Origin of the sequence: Clostridium sp. DFI.1.208 (genome assembly GCF_024463855.1) — a bacterium.
GTDB lineage: Bacteria > Bacillota_I > Bacilli_A > Erysipelotrichales > Erysipelotrichaceae > Clostridium_AQ.
Genome location: NZ_JANGCA010000069.1, coordinates 1 through 17,312 on the forward strand (window position 1 = coordinate 1; position 17,312 = coordinate 17,312).

Here is a 17,312-nt window from a genome sequence, read left to right on the forward strand (position 1 = left end):
TTGTCCCCTGAGATGAGCAAGGAGGAAATACAAGCCGAAAAAGAACAGGCTGCAAAGGTAGATAAGGATTCTATCACGAAAACGAAGATCACAGATACACGATACAGTTATCGATGGAAGAAAGAAGGAAGCTACGAAGTCTCTGTGATCTATACACAGCGCGTCACACGAGGAGATTTCAGCGATCAAGAACGATATCTGTGCCGTATGGAGGTTACGAAAAAAGATAAACGATATATCATCACGAACATATATGAAGACAGCGCTTTGTCTGATGGTCTATATTGAATATGACATTTTGATGAATATCAATATATAGAGTGACAGGAGGTGGTTCAGTTGTTTATCAAGATCTGTGAGTATATCTATGAGAATATCGTAATGATATTTATCATAAATAACGGTATATGGCTTTGCCTTCTCTTTGATGATCAGCCAGAGTGGGATCTCGGCCTCGGTCCCCGAATAAACAATCTATCTTTTAAAATAGAATACGAAACGAGACGTCCGATCACATATATCTATTCATTCATACGTTTTTTCTATATTATGATCGTTGTAGTTTGGCTTTTGTATATAGTGTTTAGTATTCTAATCTATATCATAGGTTTGATTTTCTTTTTTCAAGTAATGATGTAAAACGACTATACTTTATCTTAGAACTGAGAATAAAGTTTTTAGTATTTTCATCACTTCATAAATTCCACCCTCGAAGAAAAAGTGTCTCAAACGAAAATACTCGCTACAACGACCGGAAAAGCCTTGTAGAAGGCTTTTCTCATTTTTAGATAAAGATTTATATATATCATGACAAAACGATGCTCTGAAGCTTTGAAATAAAGTTTGAAATTAAAATTAAACTATGAATAAAAGTCTATATAAACAAGTCGCGTACGAGCTTGTGTATAGATAAGAGAGCGCTGCTCTGATAGCGTATGGCAATCTATCAGTGCTATCTTCAGACATAAAAAAATAAAGAAAGGAATCATAAAATGGAACTCGACCAGATGATATTCGATGATCTCATCAAATGCTATAAGTCGAAGAACTATCGTTTCGACTTCGTATCAGACGAACTCTTCGTAGATGGATATTCCAAGGGTGTTTATATCCACTTCTCCCCTTTGAACAGGGATGCTTTTCTGGAGTATATAGAGGATACTCCTTTTTTCTTCGACATGGAGCTTCCCATGCAGAAAGACACCTTTCTTGATGCCTACCTGGATTTCATGGATCATGCCTGCACGAAGAAACGCAATACCCGTTATGCGGTCTCCATCACAGTCCTGTATCCGAAGAAGCTCCAGACCATTGAGGAACGGAAACGCTTCATACGTCAGTACGTCCTGCAGCTGTGTGGTCTGAAACAGCCGATCCCTTATTTCGTTGAAAATATCACCATGGGATGCGGTACTTATGCTAGAATAACCATGATAGACAGGATCTATATCGCCAGGACACAATGGATGGTTTACAAGAAGGATGGCTGGTTCGACAGCAGGACCGGAAGATTCGCAAGTGCGGATTGTCCGGAAAGATACAAGGTGTTGAAATATAGAGCCGGTGACTATCGACTGGATAAGGATGGTAACCGTATCCCATCGAAGGCCGTCTTCAGCAATTCCCTGCAAAACTTCGTTTACGGAAAAGACATGCAGAGTGGCCGTAACCTGTGGGATGAATTCATCTGGAAGCTGCGTCAAAAGTTCCTGGACGCAGTATTGCGAGTGTGCGGTAAGACGGATCATGTCAAGAAAGGAAAACGGCTCCATAAGACGGAATGCAAGCCGGAGTATCATCGCTATGTACGCCGACGTATTGCTGCATTGAACTTCGCAAAGCAGACCATCGAATATACGACGAATTACCTACTGAAGAAATTCTGCGCAGAGGATATCGTATTCACACACTACAATGAAGCGAAAGGCGGACGGACAGAGCATAGCCGGGCATATAAACAGGTCTTGTCGATCTTTCACAAATACAGGACCAGGTTCCGTAACGGAGTCTTCCATGATGAGACAGGGAATGAACATCAGCTGGACTATTATCACCAGAACGTCTATGAATTAGATCGCAGTATCCAATGCCTGCTGGATCAGTTCTTTACTGATATACAGGCATTGTAAGAAGATGAGGAAAGAATACATGAAACAAGCGAAACTATTATTTTTACTACGGAATGACCTGGCATCCACTTCACAAAGGATCATCATCGAGATCAGCGAGGAAGATCATGAATACTGTATCGGACATGGAGATGATGACAGGGAATATGTCCTAAAACAAAACGAGCGATACAGAGTCCTTGAGGATCCGCGTGGGATCCGGGTATTCGGAACGGATGAGGATATCTGTCACTATCTGCTGTTCAAATACTGCAGAGATGTTGCAGCGGATGTAGCATATCCTACAGGATGGCTGAAAGAACTGGAAAAACGATTCGAACAGATCCGCTGTGATGACCTTTCCGTATTCTACAATAAAACAAACGAATAGATATTCCTTAACACTGCTTCTCATGCGGTGTTTTATTTTCCTCTCTCAGCTTGATCTTTGCTGGGAAAAGGACAAAAACGACCTTTAGCTGGCCCAACAAATACAAAAAGCTGAATCAAAAGACTCTGCCGGCATGAACACCGGCGGCTACATGGCAAGTTGCCATGTACCTACACCATCAAGGGATGGTCAATAGAAAGTGTAAGTAGAAGTATTACAAATCAGAAAAAGATAAAAAGGAGATATGACAAATGAACATCTTAGGGTTTGTAGCAGAATGTTTGTGGATGATCACATTCTTCTCTGCAATTGCATACAAGTGGCTGATCAACACCAATGAAAAAGAGGTGTGAATATGGATATAGATCCACTAACATTCATCATAATCATGCTTTTCATAGCAAATATGGCGCAGGCCATGTTTCTCTTGATAAAGCATATGAGTATATATAGCAAAATACGATTGCTCTTGATCGTATTATATACAATAACCGGATTGAGTATCGTCAATACTCTATATTTGCTTTCCCAAGCCTTTACAGAATGATACTCTATTTCCTGTCAAAGAGTATGAAAAAATAAATCGGTCTCTACATGCTGGGCCAAAGGATCATTTCTGTAAGGAGCACTTATCATTATCGAAAGAGTCTGTATCAAACTATACAGTATCATAAAAAAAGCTGGTACCTGGCAATTTGCCAGGTATCTTTTAGAATTCGCTCGAAAAGCTGCCGGCATGGGAGCCGGCGGCTACATGGCAAGTTGCCATGTAGCTATGGAATACCGCATGTGCCTACACCGTCAATGACCGGGTCGTATTTTCCTATCGGAAAATCTCCACCCTACGTTCCGTTCCTTGACTGCTCCGGCTCATCGCGGTGCGTAGAAAGTGTAAGGTACATAGCTTTACGATAGAAGGAACATATAAGGAGGACAGAAAGTATGATGACGTTTCATTTCAAAAACAAGGAAGAATTCTATGAGCGGATCGCAGATGGGTCCCTGCAGAAGAGCATGATGGAATATCTTGAGAGATGGGCAGACATGGAGCTTCCGATCGAGGAGGATACCCTGCTCTATAATTTCGAAGCAGAATTCGAATGTGTATTAGAAAATGGAAAGCGATGCATCACGGATGAGGAAGTAGCTCATCGACGTGGTGAGATTGCCGTGAGATTCCATGATGTGATCCGCAGTGTCTGGAGGAGATATCAGAAAAGTATCCCTATATCAGGAAAAGATTTCACTCTTACAGAACTCAGCACGGATATGTGGCGGTTGATCTGGATAGATACGGAATTCCAAATGAAAACAGAATACCTCTTTTGGAGGAATCAGATCTTCGTATGCAGTGCATCAGGAAATGCCGTCTTCACCTTCCCTCAGAGACTGAGCTGGAAGGACGATTGGACCAAGATGAAGCCCTCTCAGTTTGCCGACGCCTTATCTACCGGCGATTTCAAAAGTCATTTATGGCTTGGAAGCGCTGCATATGACGATATCATAGAGCGTTACCGAAAAGCAGATAAGGAGGGACCGATCTCCTTGACAGAATATGAGCGATATCTGCAGTATGCACAAGAGTCCTCATGCCATGAAGAATTCCTCCTGAGGATCGAACTGGATGAAGACCTGCCCTATCGTCATGATCAGGAGGAGCGATGGCTGCGGACAGAATGTAGGATGCGTCTGAACCCGATCGTTGCGTTTTACTTACGTGGGCTTCAAGTCTTCTACAAATGCCAAATCGAGGGAAGATATCCACTAAACGAAGAGGACCTTTTAAGCAATGTAATCTACAGGAGGGAAAAGTATGAAACGATTAAAATGTCATAAATGTGGAAACGAAAAAGAATTTTATGTGAAAGAAAGTTTTAAAGGAAGATGCTCATGTTTTTTTCGAACAGATGGCCGTGAAGCTGATAATAGTGACATGTATCGAAATGCAACCCATTCGTTGATTAGTAAGTTCATCTATTGTGCTGATTGTAACGCAAGAGTAAAGAAGCTTAGTCCTGATGAAGAAGTCAGTGACTATGAAGGTGGTGTTTGTGATGAATGACAATGAGGTCCTACTGGAAAGAATCACAGAGCAGATCCGGATATGGGAAGCGTATTATAACGAGACCGGTCATTATCGGGAGGATACGATCTTTCTGGATACCGGCGATACAGCGGTCTATGATCCTTGTGTCAGCGAATGTATGCGATTCAAAGTCGATCCAAGAACTTATTACGGAGAAGAAGCATACCAAGTATGGCTGGAGAGCATGAGATCCTATCTGGGCGGTGATGGACTTGGCAAAGAGAATACTTGATGTTTGTTGTGGATCAAAAATGTTCTGGTTCCAAAAACACCATCCCGATGTCGTTTATATGGATATCAGGCAAGAACATGGAGATATCCATGGAAAGCATGTCCATGTCGATCCTGATGTGGTCGGAGACTTTCGAAATATCCCATATGATGATGGACGATTCGATATGGTCGTATTCGATCCTCCACATCTTCGCTGGGCTGGACCGAATTCTATCATGAAGGCTCAGTATGGTCAGCTCAGTGAAACCTGGCCGCAGGATATCGCGCAAGGGTTCAAAGAATGTATGAGAGTGTTGAAATCAGGAGGCTTCTTGATTTTCAAATGGAACGAATGTCAGATCAGAGTCAATGAGGTCTTGAAGCTCATGGATACGACGCCTTTATTCGGAAACAGACGTGGTGATACCCATTGGCTCGTATTCACAAAAGAGGGATGTCAAAATGAAGAGATATCATAAGTGGAGTATATACAGAAACGTCATCATGCTGAGATACCTGTTCCGTGGATGCGATGGTGTCCGGCAGCACGTCCAAATGATGAGATGGATCCATGATAAAGGACTTACCGAGGTCTTCGATTTCATAAAGGAACACTTCGAAGAGACCTGGACGATGCCGATCCAAGAGCTTAATGAATATGTAAATGGGAGGAACTATCATGATCAATAGAGTCGTATTAGTGGGAAGATTGACGAAGGACCCTGTATTACGGAAGACGACGAATGGCGCATCGGTCACATCTTTTACGGTCGCATGCAACCGACTTTTCAAACAGGAGGGACAGCCGGAAGCTGACTTCATCAACACTGTTGTCTGGAACAAGACCGCGGACAGTGTAGCAAAGTATACGCACAAGGGCTCTCTGGTAGGTGTAGAGGGTCGTATCCAGACGCGCAGCTATGATGACAAGGATGGCAAGCATGTATATGTAACAGAGGTGGTCGCGGATAATGTGCGCTTTCTGGATAGTAGGAATGCAGAAGGTACGAACAGTGCCTACGTGCCCGGACAGGAAAGCATGCAGAGCAGCACTGCTGCGAGCAACAGCTATCCATCCTTCTCCAGTGAGTTCACGAGCACTGCAGCACTGGATATCTCCGATGACGATCTGCCATTTTGATGAAGGAAACGATACGTATGATAACACAAAAAGAGATCGATGTGGAGGTGTGGAGGTTAGTCGATACGACAAAGAATCTTTATATCTCCAACATGGGAAGAGTCAAGCGTATCTATAAAAACAAAAGAGAGCGGATGCTGAAGCCGTATCTGCTAAAGGCGTCCCTCCCTACTTCATCAAGATCAACAAGAAGGAAGTCAAGATCGCACAGCTCGTATGGAGAGCCTTTCGTGGGGACTATGATACGAAGCGCTACAGTTTGATCCACACGGGCCTGAATACAGATGACAGGCTGGTGAACCTGACTCTTTTGTCGAAGCAAGAGGCAGGAAGCATGTTCGCAAGCCGCAGTCGACGAAGAGGGATCCATAAGGTGGATCTAGAAAACAGAAATGTGCTTGCCTTTTATAAAAGCTCCAGAGAAGCAGCGACAAAGGAATACTGCAGCTACTAGACGATCCTGGACAGCTGTAATGGAAAGACGAGAAAGAATGCGACCGGCTATCGCTTCGTATGGTCTGAGGTCGTAGATGATTCTTCAGGCTGGATATGAGGGACATATCGCTAATAGGAAAAGATGATGAAGGAGGATATAGAAATGGAAGAATATGAAATCAAGCTAAGACTTACAGAAACAGAAGCAGAGCAGCTCGTAAAGGCTGCAGCACAGCACGATCAGAAGGTTTCCGAGCTGCTAGAATCCTTTGTATATGATCTAGTCGCATCTGATGAGCATCGCGGAGGTGATGATGAGACAGAATTGGCCCATCAGTGGTATCAGCGGCGCAATGAAGCACTCGATCCGCATCATGCGACCCCGTTGACAGAGAGCGAATCTCTAAAGCTGGCAAAGACAGATATACAGAAGCGCTGTATACAGGAAGCATTCCGGTATACTCCCCTTTATTTCGAATGGATAAAAGCAACGATGAAAGAGGATGGAGTGATCATGGAAGATCGGGAACATCAGTTCGTAAACTTCTATATCGACACAGAGGATGGCATTGTCGATATCATGGAGGATTACGGAAACAGCTGCGATGATCTGAAGCTCGTTCATGGGTCTGAAAAGGTCACGTGGGAGGAAGTGGAAGCTCGCCTGCGCAGTTATTCGAAAAAACATCAACAGGAGTTACAGTATCACTTGAAAGAATGTCTTCAACGATTGCCAAAACAAGAAGAAGGTATCGACCATGTGCGGATAAAGATAGCAAGCGATATCTATCGTCTGGAGGCGATGCTGCGTGAGATCCTGGAAAGCACCTGTCATGCATGAAGCTTGTCGAGCGCTCCAAGGTGTCATCGGATGAAGTCATACATATATCCGTTTTTTCAGATAAGACCATCGTGAGGAGGGATCATATGAAGAGTGAAACATATACAGGATTATCAGAAGCATTGCAGGCGGTAAAGACGAGATACGTGCAGTTGCCGGAGGAAGGAATCGATCAACAGACGCCGGAACCATTCGCATGCCTGATACGGGCATGTGAAGCTGTCCTTCAAGAGGAACAGATACGCAGAGACCGTCAGTTACGAGAGGTACGGAAAGCACGAAGAGACGGGATCATAGGGCGACCAGTCACCCCCTGCAGGGAAGACTTTCTGAAGCTGATGTATCTGCATGATAAAAAAATGGTGACAGCAATGGAAGCGACGAGAATGGATATAGGAGTTGCCATTTCATGCAGAACGAAAAGGAGATATCAGGAGGACGAGGGATGGAAGATATAAGGAAGCTGATCGTATTCCTGATCATCAACATCTCGGCATTCCTCTGTTATCTGCTGGGAAAAGAAAATCGGAGAAAGAGAGAAGATGGACATGAAGAAGAATAAATATTTAAAAGCGAAACTGACTGCAGATACGGAAGAGGACTGTCTGTACAACACTTTCTGGATCTATGTTGCCGGTATATCGGAGCTGTTACTGATCGTCATGCTGCAGGGAGAGTTGAACTACATCAGTATCCCCTGCCTCATCTCAGCCGGCTTCTCTTTAGGCGTCTGCGCATACAAGATGGGACAAAACGCAAGGGAGCGATAAAACATGACCTTAGAAGATTACTTACCACAGATACAATTACTTACTTTACAGAATTACAACAATACCATCATCGCTTATGCGGCATATGTGCGTTTCGGGAAAAAAGCGATCGCAGACTATTGCAGGGAGAAGATCGGAAAAGAGGTCAGGGTCATCGTAAAGGATGATGATCCTATCAATGAAGATGGGTCGATCAGTCAAAATCGCTCGAAGCCTTCCAGATCGAGAACAGTGATCCTGGAGGTCATCAGCGAATGACGTACGTGGTCGTCACGATCACGTACTTCCTCCTCATCGGATTCCTTCTATGGAAGAATGAGGCGGGGACCTATATCCGGCATATGACGTCGCATCATCTGGTCTGTATCCTGAAGACCTCCCTTTCCATACTGACCGAAGTGGTATTGACGATGTCCCTGACATTCGCATGCGTCTATACGCTTTGCGGCTTACGCAAAGCGCTCCCTGATGAGAAGGAGATCCTGTTGCTGTGCCGGATGGTCCTGTTGTTCATCGTGCTGGTACGCTACTTGTTTCAGAAAGAGGTGGGCTTCCCGTTCCTCCTCTTCTATATGAATGTGACCATCTTTTCCGACTTCCTCTATCAGGGCGCGGATATCCTACGTTCCCTGCTGTATCTGGTGTTTCTCATACTACATGCACTCTTTTGCGTCTGCGATGAGGGAAGGATGCAGACATACCGCAAAACAGTCGCGATCCTAACAGAGGAAGATATCGATATCATCGCCATCCATGAAGCCGGACATGCCATCATGTCGATGAACGATGGCGTGATACCGATGGAGATCGTCCTCCTGCAGGGGAAGGATGGTCCGGTGGGAGGATATTGCCGCTATGAGAAACAAGAATTGCCTCTGCGCATGATACTGTGCAAGTTACTCGCTGGAGATATCGCAGCGAGAAGATATGGGATGCTTGCACAGAAGATGGTCTATTCCGAGCTATCCTCAGTTGACGACCATAACCGGTGTTTCGAACTCCTGCAGCAGATGCCGCGACAGGAGCGCTATACGCTGTATGAAGACTGCCGGAAGCACTGTACACAGGTCCTGTATGCGCACTGGGATCTGGTAGCCCTGATCGCACAGAGACTGCTTGAGGAGAAGAAACTTGAACGACAGGAGCTGGAACTGCTCTGGCAGACATATGGGAAGGAAGACGGGATGAACCATGAAGAGGATAGAAGACGATCGGAAAGGAGGTTAGGGTCACAATGAAACGTGATGATCTGTTGAGTGTGGAAGAAATGCGTAGCCGGCACTATAAGAACTCTGACGCTCCACACACTGTGATCTTGGAAATCATCGAATGAAGAAAAAGAAATATCTGGTACTGAGAAACAAGGAGAACGGGAATATCGTAACCGTCGACAAGACTTGGTTCTATGGTCTGCCTAAGCATATCCAAGCGCTGTATCATGCAAAATGGCAGATCATAATAAAGTAAGACATCACCTGGCAAGTTGCCAGGTAATCGATCCAAACTGCAAGGAAGAACGGAAGGTGTGAAAAAAATGGAGGCATTCAAAAGAAGGATGAGGCCGGTCCTCGCTCATTTCTATTTTCTGGCAGCATGCATAGCTCTGGCAGTATGCGCAACCTTAGTATTATGCGTCATAGTATCTATCGTACCTTGCTTCCTCTTCATCTTGCTCAAAATCGTTATGTATGTTATGGAAGGAGCTGGTATGCAGCGGATCCTGCATATCGTTTGCTTATTTTGTCAAGCTATCCCTTTCATGCTTCTATCAAAACTTATGATAGACTATCTGGATACTCACAAGTACCTCAAAAACGGGAGCGATCATAACGATATAGAAATGATCGAAGAAAAGGGAGCAGAAGGGATCTCGCCTATCAAGGATCTCAAAAACGGTATACAAGCCCTCGCCGATATCCTATGCGGCTTCATATTTACTCTGATCGGTATAGTCACAGTACTTCTGATAGGGATCATCGTTGCTTTTTATGGTGTAATGTGGCTTCATGATAAAAAAATAGATATCCTTTTTATCGAAATAGCTGAATATCTTATCCTTGTGGGTTCCATGATGGTCTTGTTGAAAGTGTATATGAACATCATAGTAAATATTTTGGTACTGATCTTCCTGGCATTTTTCTGGATGCTCGATCGATTCGAAACGATCTTATCGAGACAAGAGGTCAAAGGATAGTGGTATCATCTTTTAAAGACCTGTGCGAACGTATATTAGAATATATGGATATTCTGAGAAAAAGGTATTTAGCATAGGATCAAAGATCCTTCCCTATCCAGTGTCATTCAGCTTGCACATGCTTTAGAAATCGATATGAACAGCTTTTTGTTCATCAAGTTGGAAACCTTACAAGAAAACAGCAAATGACCAGTTGATGGTCTTTAGGAGGAAACATATGAAACACAAGTATAAAGAGCAATGCTGTCATTGCGGAAAATGGACATACGACTATGATACTTCCTCCGGGAAGCTGCTTTGTAGACAGTGCTTACAGGAAACCGGAGGCAAGTTGAAATTAGAGGAACCGGTCCAACTGACGATCTATGCGTTCCTATACCCGGATACGGAAGGCAACGATACACAATGTTGAGACGTGGATATACAGCTACTATCTTCTTTCCCTGCCTGTACACATCGTACGGAGTTTCATGAGAGGAGCGCTACGGTATGGGGTAAAAGCTTACGAAAGGAAAGCGTGCTATGTACCATATCTGTTAATGAATATAAAAGCTCCGGATCGGATGGATATGTCTGAGATGGAACGTTCTCTTTCCGGATGTATCTCAAAGCCCGGCACGACGTGATGTTCTTTGCTGTATGGAAGAGTTAAGGAAGGTGTCACTATCCAGATGATAAAATTTCACAGGAGGTGATAGAAACATGATGTGGATGATCCTAATGGGAATATTCCTCGTTCTCTGCAGTATATTCTCTTATGCTCTCTGTAAAGCAAGCGATGAAGCAGAACGTATGTTCGGATATGAGAACATGGATGAAGGTCACGAGATGATACAGGAGGATAAAGATCCAGAATGACAAAAGACAAGATAACTACCTGGCAACTTGCCAGGTAGATAGAAAAGGAGGTGTTCAAAAGCTATGAATGATTTGAAAAACAAAAAAGGATATATCAATGCGAATTGTGAACGTAAGTATCCGGGAGTCAAAGACTATTATCTACGCTGCGTCAGTGACGAGGTCATAGACAGACTGCGAAAAGAATCTTTAGATGGTGTTTGCTTTCTATCTTTATCAGATCTCAGAGAAGCATATGATCTCACTAAGAGTGAAGGGCTAAAAGTGATGCTGTTGATCGATGATGAACCGGATATACAGCGTAAGGGCTGGCATAAGAATCTGGTCGAATATAGAATACAGGATCCAAAGGAAATGAAAAGCATAACAGTCCGGCTTCAGGACGAAGCTATGGATCTCTATGACGAAAAGGACGACGCACTTCAACTGCTCGGGCATAAGTTGCTGCCGGGACTTGTCTATTCCCTTGCGCAGGCACGAAAGATCGCAACGGATCTGGTCAACATTCTCCAGCATAAGGAGATGCCGAAGAAAGTACAGGAAGGATTATTGGAAGCGTACGTACGTGCACATAAAGGTTACACGCTGACAGAAGAGATCCAGGAAGATGGCACCCATCTTCAGGTCCTCTTATATGATGGCCTTCCGATAGCAAAAGGAAGCGGCACTGAGCTCTTGAAGATGATAGGAATCGAAGGTGTCACAGTTTCTGATCTAAACGTATACACGAAGGAGGATATGGAACCTGTCCTATCCCGCTATCACGAATATGTCCAAAAAGGACAGATCAGCGAGATACTGAAGGATCGCTGTGATGAGTGGTTAGCTTCACAAGATCTGGATGAAGACAGTTTGGAGGGGATCATCGATAAAGACGATCTAACACTGGAGCTATGGGACAAACGAGCAGCACTGGACCCTACTCTCCCTTTCCGCCCTGCTTTGAACACGGAGGACATGCGATGGATGCAGGAGGAAGCGGACATACAGCTAGAGCAGATGCTCATTACAGAACTGGAGAAAGAGAAGGTGTTATCCTATGGATCCTGATAGACTAGAGAAGTTCATGAGGAAGGACCATGCACGAATCTCCGGCTTTCACGGAGCGTCGTATACAAAAAAAGTATTATGTCATCTCTTATGGATAACCGTGGGTGTCATCGTACTCATCCTTCTCACGATTATCACACTGCAGTTCCTGTACGATAGTATACGACTTGCGACTCTATCCCTCCTACTGATCATCGTCCTTGCCATAACGTTCCTGCTATATCGAAGGATGAGAAAAGCAAAACAAAGAAAGAAAATGAAAGAAATCGTAGATAGGCAGAGCGGGTAAACACTTGTCTTTGAACTTCTACTATAGTAGAATTTAGTTGGAAAAGAGTGTCTGAACCTGACCTGGCAACTTGCCAGGTACAGGAGAGTACAGCGATAGATAGAAAGAGGAAAGGAAGATGCAATGAGTAGAAGAGACGTGCAGCTGCAACAGATGCGAGAGCAGCGACTGGTAGAAACGACCAGCAGAATCTACGCATCGACTGTAGCAGAGGTATTATTTGAGGCAGGCTTACCAAAGGAAGATATCGAATATGTGCTTTCTCAAGTCATGAGTAAAGCGGAGGATCTTTCAAAAGGTTATATCGACGTAGATACGTATGTGGAATCAGTAGAAGAAAAAACAGGAATCACTTTGAAGTGACCCGATATAAAGTAGAAAAAATCAGCTACCTGGCAAGTTGCCATGTAGGAGAAGATAGAGGTATTTTATTAAAATGAATACACTCAATGAGACATCGATCGAGCATGGTTTGGAGGTGTAGATATGTCAATATATAGATCGAAACAGTTCTGTAAGGAAGATGGGGACGACATCCGGAAGGAAAGAAGCGTCATATTCTTAGATATCGACGGTGTACTGCAGCCGACTCGTAATGAGCGAAGATTCCGTCACCACATGGAAGAAACAGCACAGTTCCTACGTGAAAAATATGATGATGAGATCTATCTAAGCCTGGATCGTTATGATGTAGCTGCCGTTTACTACGATTGGGACCTTGCCGCTGTCGGTATCCTAAAGAAGCTCATCGAGGAGACTTGCAGCGAAGTGATCGTACACTCTTCCTGGATATATGGTAAATCGATCGAACAGTTGAAGGCGTTATTCCGGATCCATGATCTGGATGTCTTCATAACGGGGATCGCGGAGTCTCCGGATAGAAACAAAGAGAGAGCGATACAAAAATATCTGGAAGAGAATCCGGATGTGAGCAATCATATCGTGATCGATGACAACTTTTTCGTTTTCATCAAATTTGGAGAACATGGCTGTTGGACGCGCGAATTCATGAATACGAAGGATTATGATTACTGCAAAAAGTTACTTTCTAGTAATCATCATTTTGAATATGAACAGGAAGACGAGATATCAAAGATCACTGTATCGCAGATCCATCGAAGCGATCCGGACGATCTGGTGGGAAATGTGAAATACAAGATCACAGAATATGAGAAGGACGGAAAAGTTCAGAAAATAGCTCTCTTCTGTATCAATTTGAAGCGTTACTATGACACCATAAATGACTACAGCCTTATCCTGAATCATATCGTAAGCTATCTCTATGAGCAGGATATCGATGCGCTGATAACCAGTTACCAGGAAGAAATGGATGGACGATGCAGATTATTACGGAGCTATAGTATCCCTAGACATCCTCGATGTGAGGGAAAAAGAGAATATGAATCTGTGTTTTTGGTATCTTTAGGCTATAACAAGGGATACGATTATTTAAAGAACGCCTCAGAAGATTTACCAGACATACTAAAATCGTTGAAAGAAGAAACTAGATGGATGTAATAACCTGGCAAGTTGCCAGGTAAGCAGAGGATAGCGGCAGAACCGCATGGAGGAAAATATGACTGTAAATGAAATTGTATTGTTATGTGGAATCCACATGCGCCCCTTTCTAAAAAGTGATGAATACATCATCGAACGAAGTGAAATCGAAGATTTCGATAAGGCACTGGAACATCTTTTAAGGGAAGATCTAGTGAGATATGAAGATATCGACTATGGAGCAGTCACAAGCACGATCAGTAGTATCCTTGAAGGATTAGATGTAAAAGATGCTGTAGATGATACAAAGCGTATCATAAATAGTCTTGGAGGTATAATGCTATTCAACTATATCCCTACTGAAAAAGGATTGGCAGTTGTGAGAGAATTCGAACATTTGAAACAATATGTGATGTATCCAAAGCTGCCTAAAGGAATGACGCTGGAAAAATACCAGGAAGCATATGAAAAAGAAGAAGAAAAATTCAAACGTGAATTCATAAAAAAATATTTCAAAAGACTGAATAAAAAAACAGAACAGTAAAAATTCTAAATGGGTGATAAGGAGGATTTAGAACATGAAGAAACTATTAAGCATGATAGCAGTGGCAGCATTGATATTGACGGGCTGTGCCAAAGAGCTGCAGGTCAAAACGACCGAGAGTCTGACTGTAGAGTATGGTGATAAGCTGGATAACGATAAACTATATGACGCAAAGGAGTCAGATGAGAATGTCAAAGTCGACAAGGTTTCCGGATATGACGCAAAGAAAGTCGGAGGACAGACGCTGAAAGTCACATTCAGTGATGGAGATAAGAGCATAGAAAAAGAAATCAAGATCACGGTCCATGATACGAAGAAACCGGAAATCGTACTGAAAAAGGATAAAATCACGATTACAGCTGGAGACAAGCTGAATCTTAAGGATAATGTGAAATCCGTAAAGGATCCAGTTGACGGTGACCTGAAGTACAGTGACAAGGAAATTAAAAAATCCGGATATACGATTGACAAAGGAAAGCTTAACGTGAAGAAGACTGGAACATACAAGGTAACAGTGAAAGCTTATGATGCGAATGAGAATACAACAGATAAGACATTTGATGTTGTTGTGAAGAAAAAGGCTGAAAAGAAAACGACTACTGAACAGAGCTCCGAGGCCATAGCTTCTCAGAACAATAACACTGGTCAGCAGACACAGTCAGCTTCCCCTTCCTCACCTGCACAGTCCAATCAAAATTCAGGATCCAGTGGACAGAGTGGTACGGCATCAGGAGGGTCATCTTCTGGAAATTCCGGAACCTCCAAACCAGCAGAAATACAGAAACCTCAAAGTTGTACAATTCCAAGTACAGAATATGGGTATGGAGGTATAATATTTAAGACAGAAGCGGAAGCAAAAGCATTTGGTGAAAAAATGGAATCTGATCCTGCTAATAAAATAATGGGTTTTTTCTATGGACCAATGTATGATACTTGTAATAATATCGTTGGCTATGCCGTTGATTTCGAGTATTGAAAATGAAAAAGATAGGAGGCGGGATTTCCTGCCTTTTTAGATGCTCTTAAATATGAGGTGAAAAGATGAATTATTATAAGTGTGCACCACCATAAAGGGGTCACGCCCAAAATAAATGAAAGGTCGTATCTGTACAGTCGTACATAACATCCTATATTTAAACAAGATCGGTAAGAGCCGGTCTTTTTCTATTTTAGACTGTACAAGGAAAGGAGATTTTATGAAACGATACAAAGAAATCAAAAAGAAGATTCTTACTTATCTAGCGGTTTTCTTTATGATTATATCAAATCTATCAATGCCGCAAACCATAAAGGCCGCAAAACCAGAAGTGAAATTGGCAAAAAAAATAGCCTACAGCTTTCAGGTAACCGATAAGGACGGGCACATGGTATGGGCAAATGATACTGAACACATCTACGCAGATGGTGAAGTTGCCTTTTGTGTTCAACCGGGACAGTTGGTGAATGAAAATGCCAACTATTCAGTATCTGAATTTGCACGATCAGAAAGAAACAAAATTGAAAGAATAGCATATGTCGGCTGGCAACTATCTGATAAGACAGATGAGGACTATCTAGCTACACAGTTTTTAATTTGGGAAGCACTTGGTGCTACGATCAATAGCACTTCCTATTCCGGATATGAAGCTAAAAAAACTAATATTCAAAAGCAAATCGATACTTTGTTTAGTAAAAAGCCGTCATTTAATGGCACGGATGAAACTATCAAAGTTGGACAATCAATCACATTGACTGATACAAATGGCGTATTTTCCTATTATTTTCTAACTTCTAAAAGTGAAGGAATCACCGTATCAAAAAGTGGAAATAAGCTGACTATCACTGCTTCCAGTAATGCTCCAGAAAATGCTACAGTGAAATATCAGTTAATAAAAGAAGAATGTGTAGGTACTACAATGCTTTACACTTCTACTGCTTCACAAGATGTTGTAACTGCAAAACAAACTGACCCTAGAAGCATTGCTATCAATCTTGATATTGAAAAATACGGCTCTTTGAAGATCACAAAACAGGATGAAGATGGGACTATAGTTCCGAACACTTCCTTCAAAGTATCCAAGAATGCAGATATGTCCTCCCCTGTTGGAACCTATACGACTGGTTCCGATGGTACTGTAACCGTCAATGACCTATTACCACAGAAATATTATGTGCAGGAGACTATAGTCCCTAGTCATCTGGTGCTTGATAGTACTATCCATGAAGTAACTGTCGAAGCCAATCAGACGACGACCTATACTGCACGTAATAACTGGGTAAAGGGTAAGGTACAGCTGCGTAAGATCGACCCTGATTCCGGCAAGCAGGTCGCAGGTGCTACCTATGCCATCTACAACGATAAAGGACAAGAGCTGGAACGTCTTGTTACAAAGGCAACCGGCTATGTAGAATCTGGTTATTTGAGATTTGGTGAGTACACAGTCCGAGAGGTCATCGCTCCATCAGGATATATCTTAAACAAGATCTCCTACCCTGTTACGATTGCTACTAATGAGCAAAAAATCACGGTCACCGGCGAAGATGAAAGACAGTCAGGTCGTTTAGAAATCACAAAAGAAGATAGTGTCACCGGCTCGGCCGCACAGGGCGAAGCTACTTTAAAAGGAGCTGTATATGAACTGAAGGCAAAAGAAAATATTCTGGATCCTGCAGATCAATCAGTCAAATATGCGAAAGGTGCATTAGTCACTTCACTGACGACGGATGCCAATGCAAAAGCGTCTGTAAGTAATCTTTACTTAGGTAAATATACTCTTCAGGAAAAGACTCCAAGTACTGGATATACGTTAGATCCTACAAAGTATGATGTATCTATCGATTATGCAGGACAAAGTGTGGAAATCGTTACAAAGAAACAAACGGTCAAGGAACGTGTCAAGGCTCAGGCATTCTCCA

25 protein-coding genes are annotated in these 17,312 nt (G+C 42.9%); all 25 read left to right on the top strand.

The annotated features are described in order from the left end of the window. Window positions 1-288: hypothetical protein (locus tag NE665_RS21010; RefSeq protein WP_256302626.1), on the top strand; the 288-nt coding region annotated here is incomplete at its 5' end. Between the two features lie 704 nt (window positions 289-992). Further along, window positions 993-2,129: a hypothetical protein gene (locus tag NE665_RS21015; protein WP_216881417.1), complete on the top strand. Its 1,137-nt coding sequence runs from the start codon at window positions 993-995 to the stop codon at window positions 2,127-2,129. 19 nt (window positions 2,130-2,148) lie between these two features. Next, on the top strand, window positions 2,149-2,499 hold the full coding sequence (locus tag NE665_RS21020) for a hypothetical protein (RefSeq protein WP_002611897.1): 351 nt from the start codon (window positions 2,149-2,151) through the stop codon (window positions 2,497-2,499). Window positions 2,500-3,441: 942 nt separating this feature from the next. Then, window positions 3,442-4,335, top strand: a complete 894-nt coding sequence (locus NE665_RS21025) for a hypothetical protein (protein WP_216881414.1) — start codon at window positions 3,442-3,444, stop codon at window positions 4,333-4,335. Next, on the top strand, window positions 4,313-4,561 hold the full coding sequence (locus tag NE665_RS21030; RefSeq protein ID WP_216881411.1) for a hypothetical protein: 249 nt from the start codon (window positions 4,313-4,315) through the stop codon (window positions 4,559-4,561). Before NE665_RS21025 ends, NE665_RS21030 begins: the two co-directional genes overlap by 23 nt. Further along, window positions 4,554-4,817 (top strand): hypothetical protein, encoded by a 264-nt coding sequence (locus NE665_RS21035; protein WP_233104867.1) that lies wholly within the window; start codon window positions 4,554-4,556, stop codon window positions 4,815-4,817. Before NE665_RS21030 ends, NE665_RS21035 begins: the two co-directional genes overlap by 8 nt. A gap of 58 nt (window positions 4,818-4,875) precedes the next feature. Continuing rightward, window positions 4,876-5,277 carry a class I SAM-dependent methyltransferase gene (locus NE665_RS21040; RefSeq protein ID WP_347285937.1) on the top strand — a complete coding sequence of 134 codons (402 nt, stop codon included), beginning with the start codon at window positions 4,876-4,878 and terminating at the stop codon, window positions 5,275-5,277. A 203-nt stretch (window positions 5,278-5,480) separates the two neighbouring features. Continuing rightward, window positions 5,481-5,939: a single-stranded DNA-binding protein gene (ssb, locus tag NE665_RS21045; RefSeq protein WP_347285938.1), complete on the top strand. Its 459-nt coding sequence runs from the start codon at window positions 5,481-5,483 to the stop codon at window positions 5,937-5,939. A 17-nt stretch (window positions 5,940-5,956) separates the two neighbouring features. Beyond that, entirely contained in the window at window positions 5,957-6,202 is a 246-nt protein-coding gene (locus tag NE665_RS21050) for an NUMOD4 domain-containing protein (protein WP_233104874.1), read from the top strand. A gap of 335 nt (window positions 6,203-6,537) precedes the next feature. Beyond that, window positions 6,538-7,215: a hypothetical protein gene (locus NE665_RS21055; protein ID WP_216881904.1), complete on the top strand. Its 678-nt coding sequence runs from the start codon at window positions 6,538-6,540 to the stop codon at window positions 7,213-7,215. 86 nt (window positions 7,216-7,301) lie between these two features. Beyond that, window positions 7,302-7,673 carry a hypothetical protein gene (locus tag NE665_RS21060; protein ID WP_216881907.1) on the top strand — a complete coding sequence of 124 codons (372 nt, stop codon included), beginning with the start codon at window positions 7,302-7,304 and terminating at the stop codon, window positions 7,671-7,673. Window positions 7,674-7,763: 90 nt separating this feature from the next. Beyond that, complete coding sequence (locus tag NE665_RS21065) at window positions 7,764-7,985, top strand: hypothetical protein (RefSeq protein WP_256302629.1); 222 nt, start codon at window positions 7,764-7,766, stop codon at window positions 7,983-7,985. Window positions 7,986-7,988: 3 nt separating this feature from the next. Further along, window positions 7,989-8,243, top strand: coding sequence for a hypothetical protein (locus tag NE665_RS21070; protein ID WP_002611232.1), 255 nt, complete (start codon window positions 7,989-7,991; stop codon window positions 8,241-8,243). Beyond that, window positions 8,240-9,223 carry a hypothetical protein gene (locus tag NE665_RS21075; protein ID WP_256302630.1) on the top strand — a complete coding sequence of 328 codons (984 nt, stop codon included), beginning with the start codon at window positions 8,240-8,242 and terminating at the stop codon, window positions 9,221-9,223. Before NE665_RS21070 ends, NE665_RS21075 begins: the two co-directional genes overlap by 4 nt. 91 nt (window positions 9,224-9,314) lie before the next feature. Then, on the top strand, window positions 9,315-9,452 hold the full coding sequence (locus NE665_RS21080) for a hypothetical protein (protein WP_216881917.1): 138 nt from the start codon (window positions 9,315-9,317) through the stop codon (window positions 9,450-9,452). Between the two features lie 58 nt (window positions 9,453-9,510). Beyond that, window positions 9,511-10,179, top strand: coding sequence for a hypothetical protein (locus NE665_RS21085; protein ID WP_216881921.1), 669 nt, complete (start codon window positions 9,511-9,513; stop codon window positions 10,177-10,179). Window positions 10,180-10,396: 217 nt separating this feature from the next. Beyond that, on the top strand, window positions 10,397-10,591 hold the full coding sequence (locus tag NE665_RS21090) for a hypothetical protein (protein WP_216881924.1): 195 nt from the start codon (window positions 10,397-10,399) through the stop codon (window positions 10,589-10,591). A gap of 290 nt (window positions 10,592-10,881) precedes the next feature. Continuing rightward, entirely contained in the window at window positions 10,882-11,037 is a 156-nt protein-coding gene (locus NE665_RS21095) for a hypothetical protein (protein ID WP_216881939.1), read from the top strand. Window positions 11,038-11,100: 63 nt separating this feature from the next. Next, window positions 11,101-12,087, top strand: a complete 987-nt coding sequence (locus NE665_RS21100; RefSeq protein WP_216881927.1) for a hypothetical protein — start codon at window positions 11,101-11,103, stop codon at window positions 12,085-12,087. Beyond that, on the top strand, window positions 12,077-12,376 hold the full coding sequence (locus tag NE665_RS21105; RefSeq protein WP_109771466.1) for a hypothetical protein: 300 nt from the start codon (window positions 12,077-12,079) through the stop codon (window positions 12,374-12,376). The genes NE665_RS21100 and NE665_RS21105 overlap by 11 nt, the downstream gene beginning before the upstream one ends. 123 nt (window positions 12,377-12,499) lie before the next feature. Further along, window positions 12,500-12,739: a hypothetical protein gene (locus tag NE665_RS21110; RefSeq protein ID WP_178759880.1), complete on the top strand. Its 240-nt coding sequence runs from the start codon at window positions 12,500-12,502 to the stop codon at window positions 12,737-12,739. 123 nt (window positions 12,740-12,862) lie between these two features. Then, entirely contained in the window at window positions 12,863-13,894 is a 1,032-nt protein-coding gene (locus NE665_RS21115) for an HAD domain-containing protein (RefSeq protein ID WP_178759881.1), read from the top strand. A gap of 58 nt (window positions 13,895-13,952) precedes the next feature. Further along, window positions 13,953-14,417: a hypothetical protein gene (locus tag NE665_RS21120; protein WP_178759882.1), complete on the top strand. Its 465-nt coding sequence runs from the start codon at window positions 13,953-13,955 to the stop codon at window positions 14,415-14,417. A 34-nt stretch (window positions 14,418-14,451) separates the two neighbouring features. Next, window positions 14,452-15,393: a bacterial Ig-like domain-containing protein gene (locus NE665_RS21125; protein WP_178759883.1), complete on the top strand. Its 942-nt coding sequence runs from the start codon at window positions 14,452-14,454 to the stop codon at window positions 15,391-15,393. Window positions 15,394-15,613: 220 nt separating this feature from the next. After that, window positions 15,614-17,312 (top strand): SpaA isopeptide-forming pilin-related protein (locus NE665_RS21130; protein WP_256302631.1); only part of this gene is annotated, 1,699 nt, incomplete at its 3' end.

Excerpts from the sequence above, each read along its gene's own strand:
- NE665_RS21030 (WP_216881411.1), top strand. The coding sequence starts at position 4,313 with ATGAAACGATTAAAATGTCATAAATGTGGAAACGAAAAAGAATTTTAT.
- NE665_RS21035 (WP_233104867.1), top strand. The coding sequence starts at position 4,554 with ATGAATGACAATGAGGTCCTACTGGAAAGAATCACAGAGCAGATCCGG.
- NE665_RS21090 (WP_216881924.1), top strand. The coding sequence starts at position 10,397 with ATGAAACACAAGTATAAAGAGCAATGCTGTCATTGCGGAAAATGGACA.
- NE665_RS21020 (WP_002611897.1), top strand. The coding sequence starts at position 2,149 with ATGAAACAAGCGAAACTATTATTTTTACTACGGAATGACCTGGCATCC.
- NE665_RS21125 (WP_178759883.1), top strand. The coding sequence starts at position 14,452 with ATGAAGAAACTATTAAGCATGATAGCAGTGGCAGCATTGATATTGACG.
- NE665_RS21050 (WP_233104874.1), top strand. The coding sequence starts at position 5,957 with ATGATAACACAAAAAGAGATCGATGTGGAGGTGTGGAGGTTAGTCGAT.
- NE665_RS21075 (WP_256302630.1), top strand. The coding sequence starts at position 8,240 with ATGACGTACGTGGTCGTCACGATCACGTACTTCCTCCTCATCGGATTC.
- NE665_RS21110 (WP_178759880.1), top strand. The coding sequence starts at position 12,500 with ATGAGTAGAAGAGACGTGCAGCTGCAACAGATGCGAGAGCAGCGACTG.
- NE665_RS21100 (WP_216881927.1), top strand. The coding sequence starts at position 11,101 with ATGAATGATTTGAAAAACAAAAAAGGATATATCAATGCGAATTGTGAA.
- NE665_RS21095 (WP_216881939.1), top strand. The coding sequence starts at position 10,882 with ATGATGTGGATGATCCTAATGGGAATATTCCTCGTTCTCTGCAGTATA.
- NE665_RS21055 (WP_216881904.1), top strand. The coding sequence starts at position 6,538 with ATGGAAGAATATGAAATCAAGCTAAGACTTACAGAAACAGAAGCAGAG.
- NE665_RS21115 (WP_178759881.1), top strand. The coding sequence starts at position 12,863 with ATGTCAATATATAGATCGAAACAGTTCTGTAAGGAAGATGGGGACGAC.
- NE665_RS21080 (WP_216881917.1), top strand. The coding sequence starts at position 9,315 with ATGAAGAAAAAGAAATATCTGGTACTGAGAAACAAGGAGAACGGGAAT.
- NE665_RS21105 (WP_109771466.1), top strand. The coding sequence starts at position 12,077 with ATGGATCCTGATAGACTAGAGAAGTTCATGAGGAAGGACCATGCACGA.
- NE665_RS21025 (WP_216881414.1), top strand. The coding sequence starts at position 3,442 with ATGATGACGTTTCATTTCAAAAACAAGGAAGAATTCTATGAGCGGATC.
- NE665_RS21120 (WP_178759882.1), top strand. The coding sequence starts at position 13,953 with ATGACTGTAAATGAAATTGTATTGTTATGTGGAATCCACATGCGCCCC.
- NE665_RS21065 (WP_256302629.1), top strand. The coding sequence starts at position 7,764 with ATGAAGAAGAATAAATATTTAAAAGCGAAACTGACTGCAGATACGGAA.
- NE665_RS21040 (WP_347285937.1), top strand. The coding sequence starts at position 4,876 with ATGGATATCAGGCAAGAACATGGAGATATCCATGGAAAGCATGTCCAT.
- NE665_RS21060 (WP_216881907.1), top strand. The coding sequence starts at position 7,302 with ATGAAGAGTGAAACATATACAGGATTATCAGAAGCATTGCAGGCGGTA.
- NE665_RS21070 (WP_002611232.1), top strand. The coding sequence starts at position 7,989 with ATGACCTTAGAAGATTACTTACCACAGATACAATTACTTACTTTACAG.
- NE665_RS21015 (WP_216881417.1), top strand. The coding sequence starts at position 993 with ATGGAACTCGACCAGATGATATTCGATGATCTCATCAAATGCTATAAG.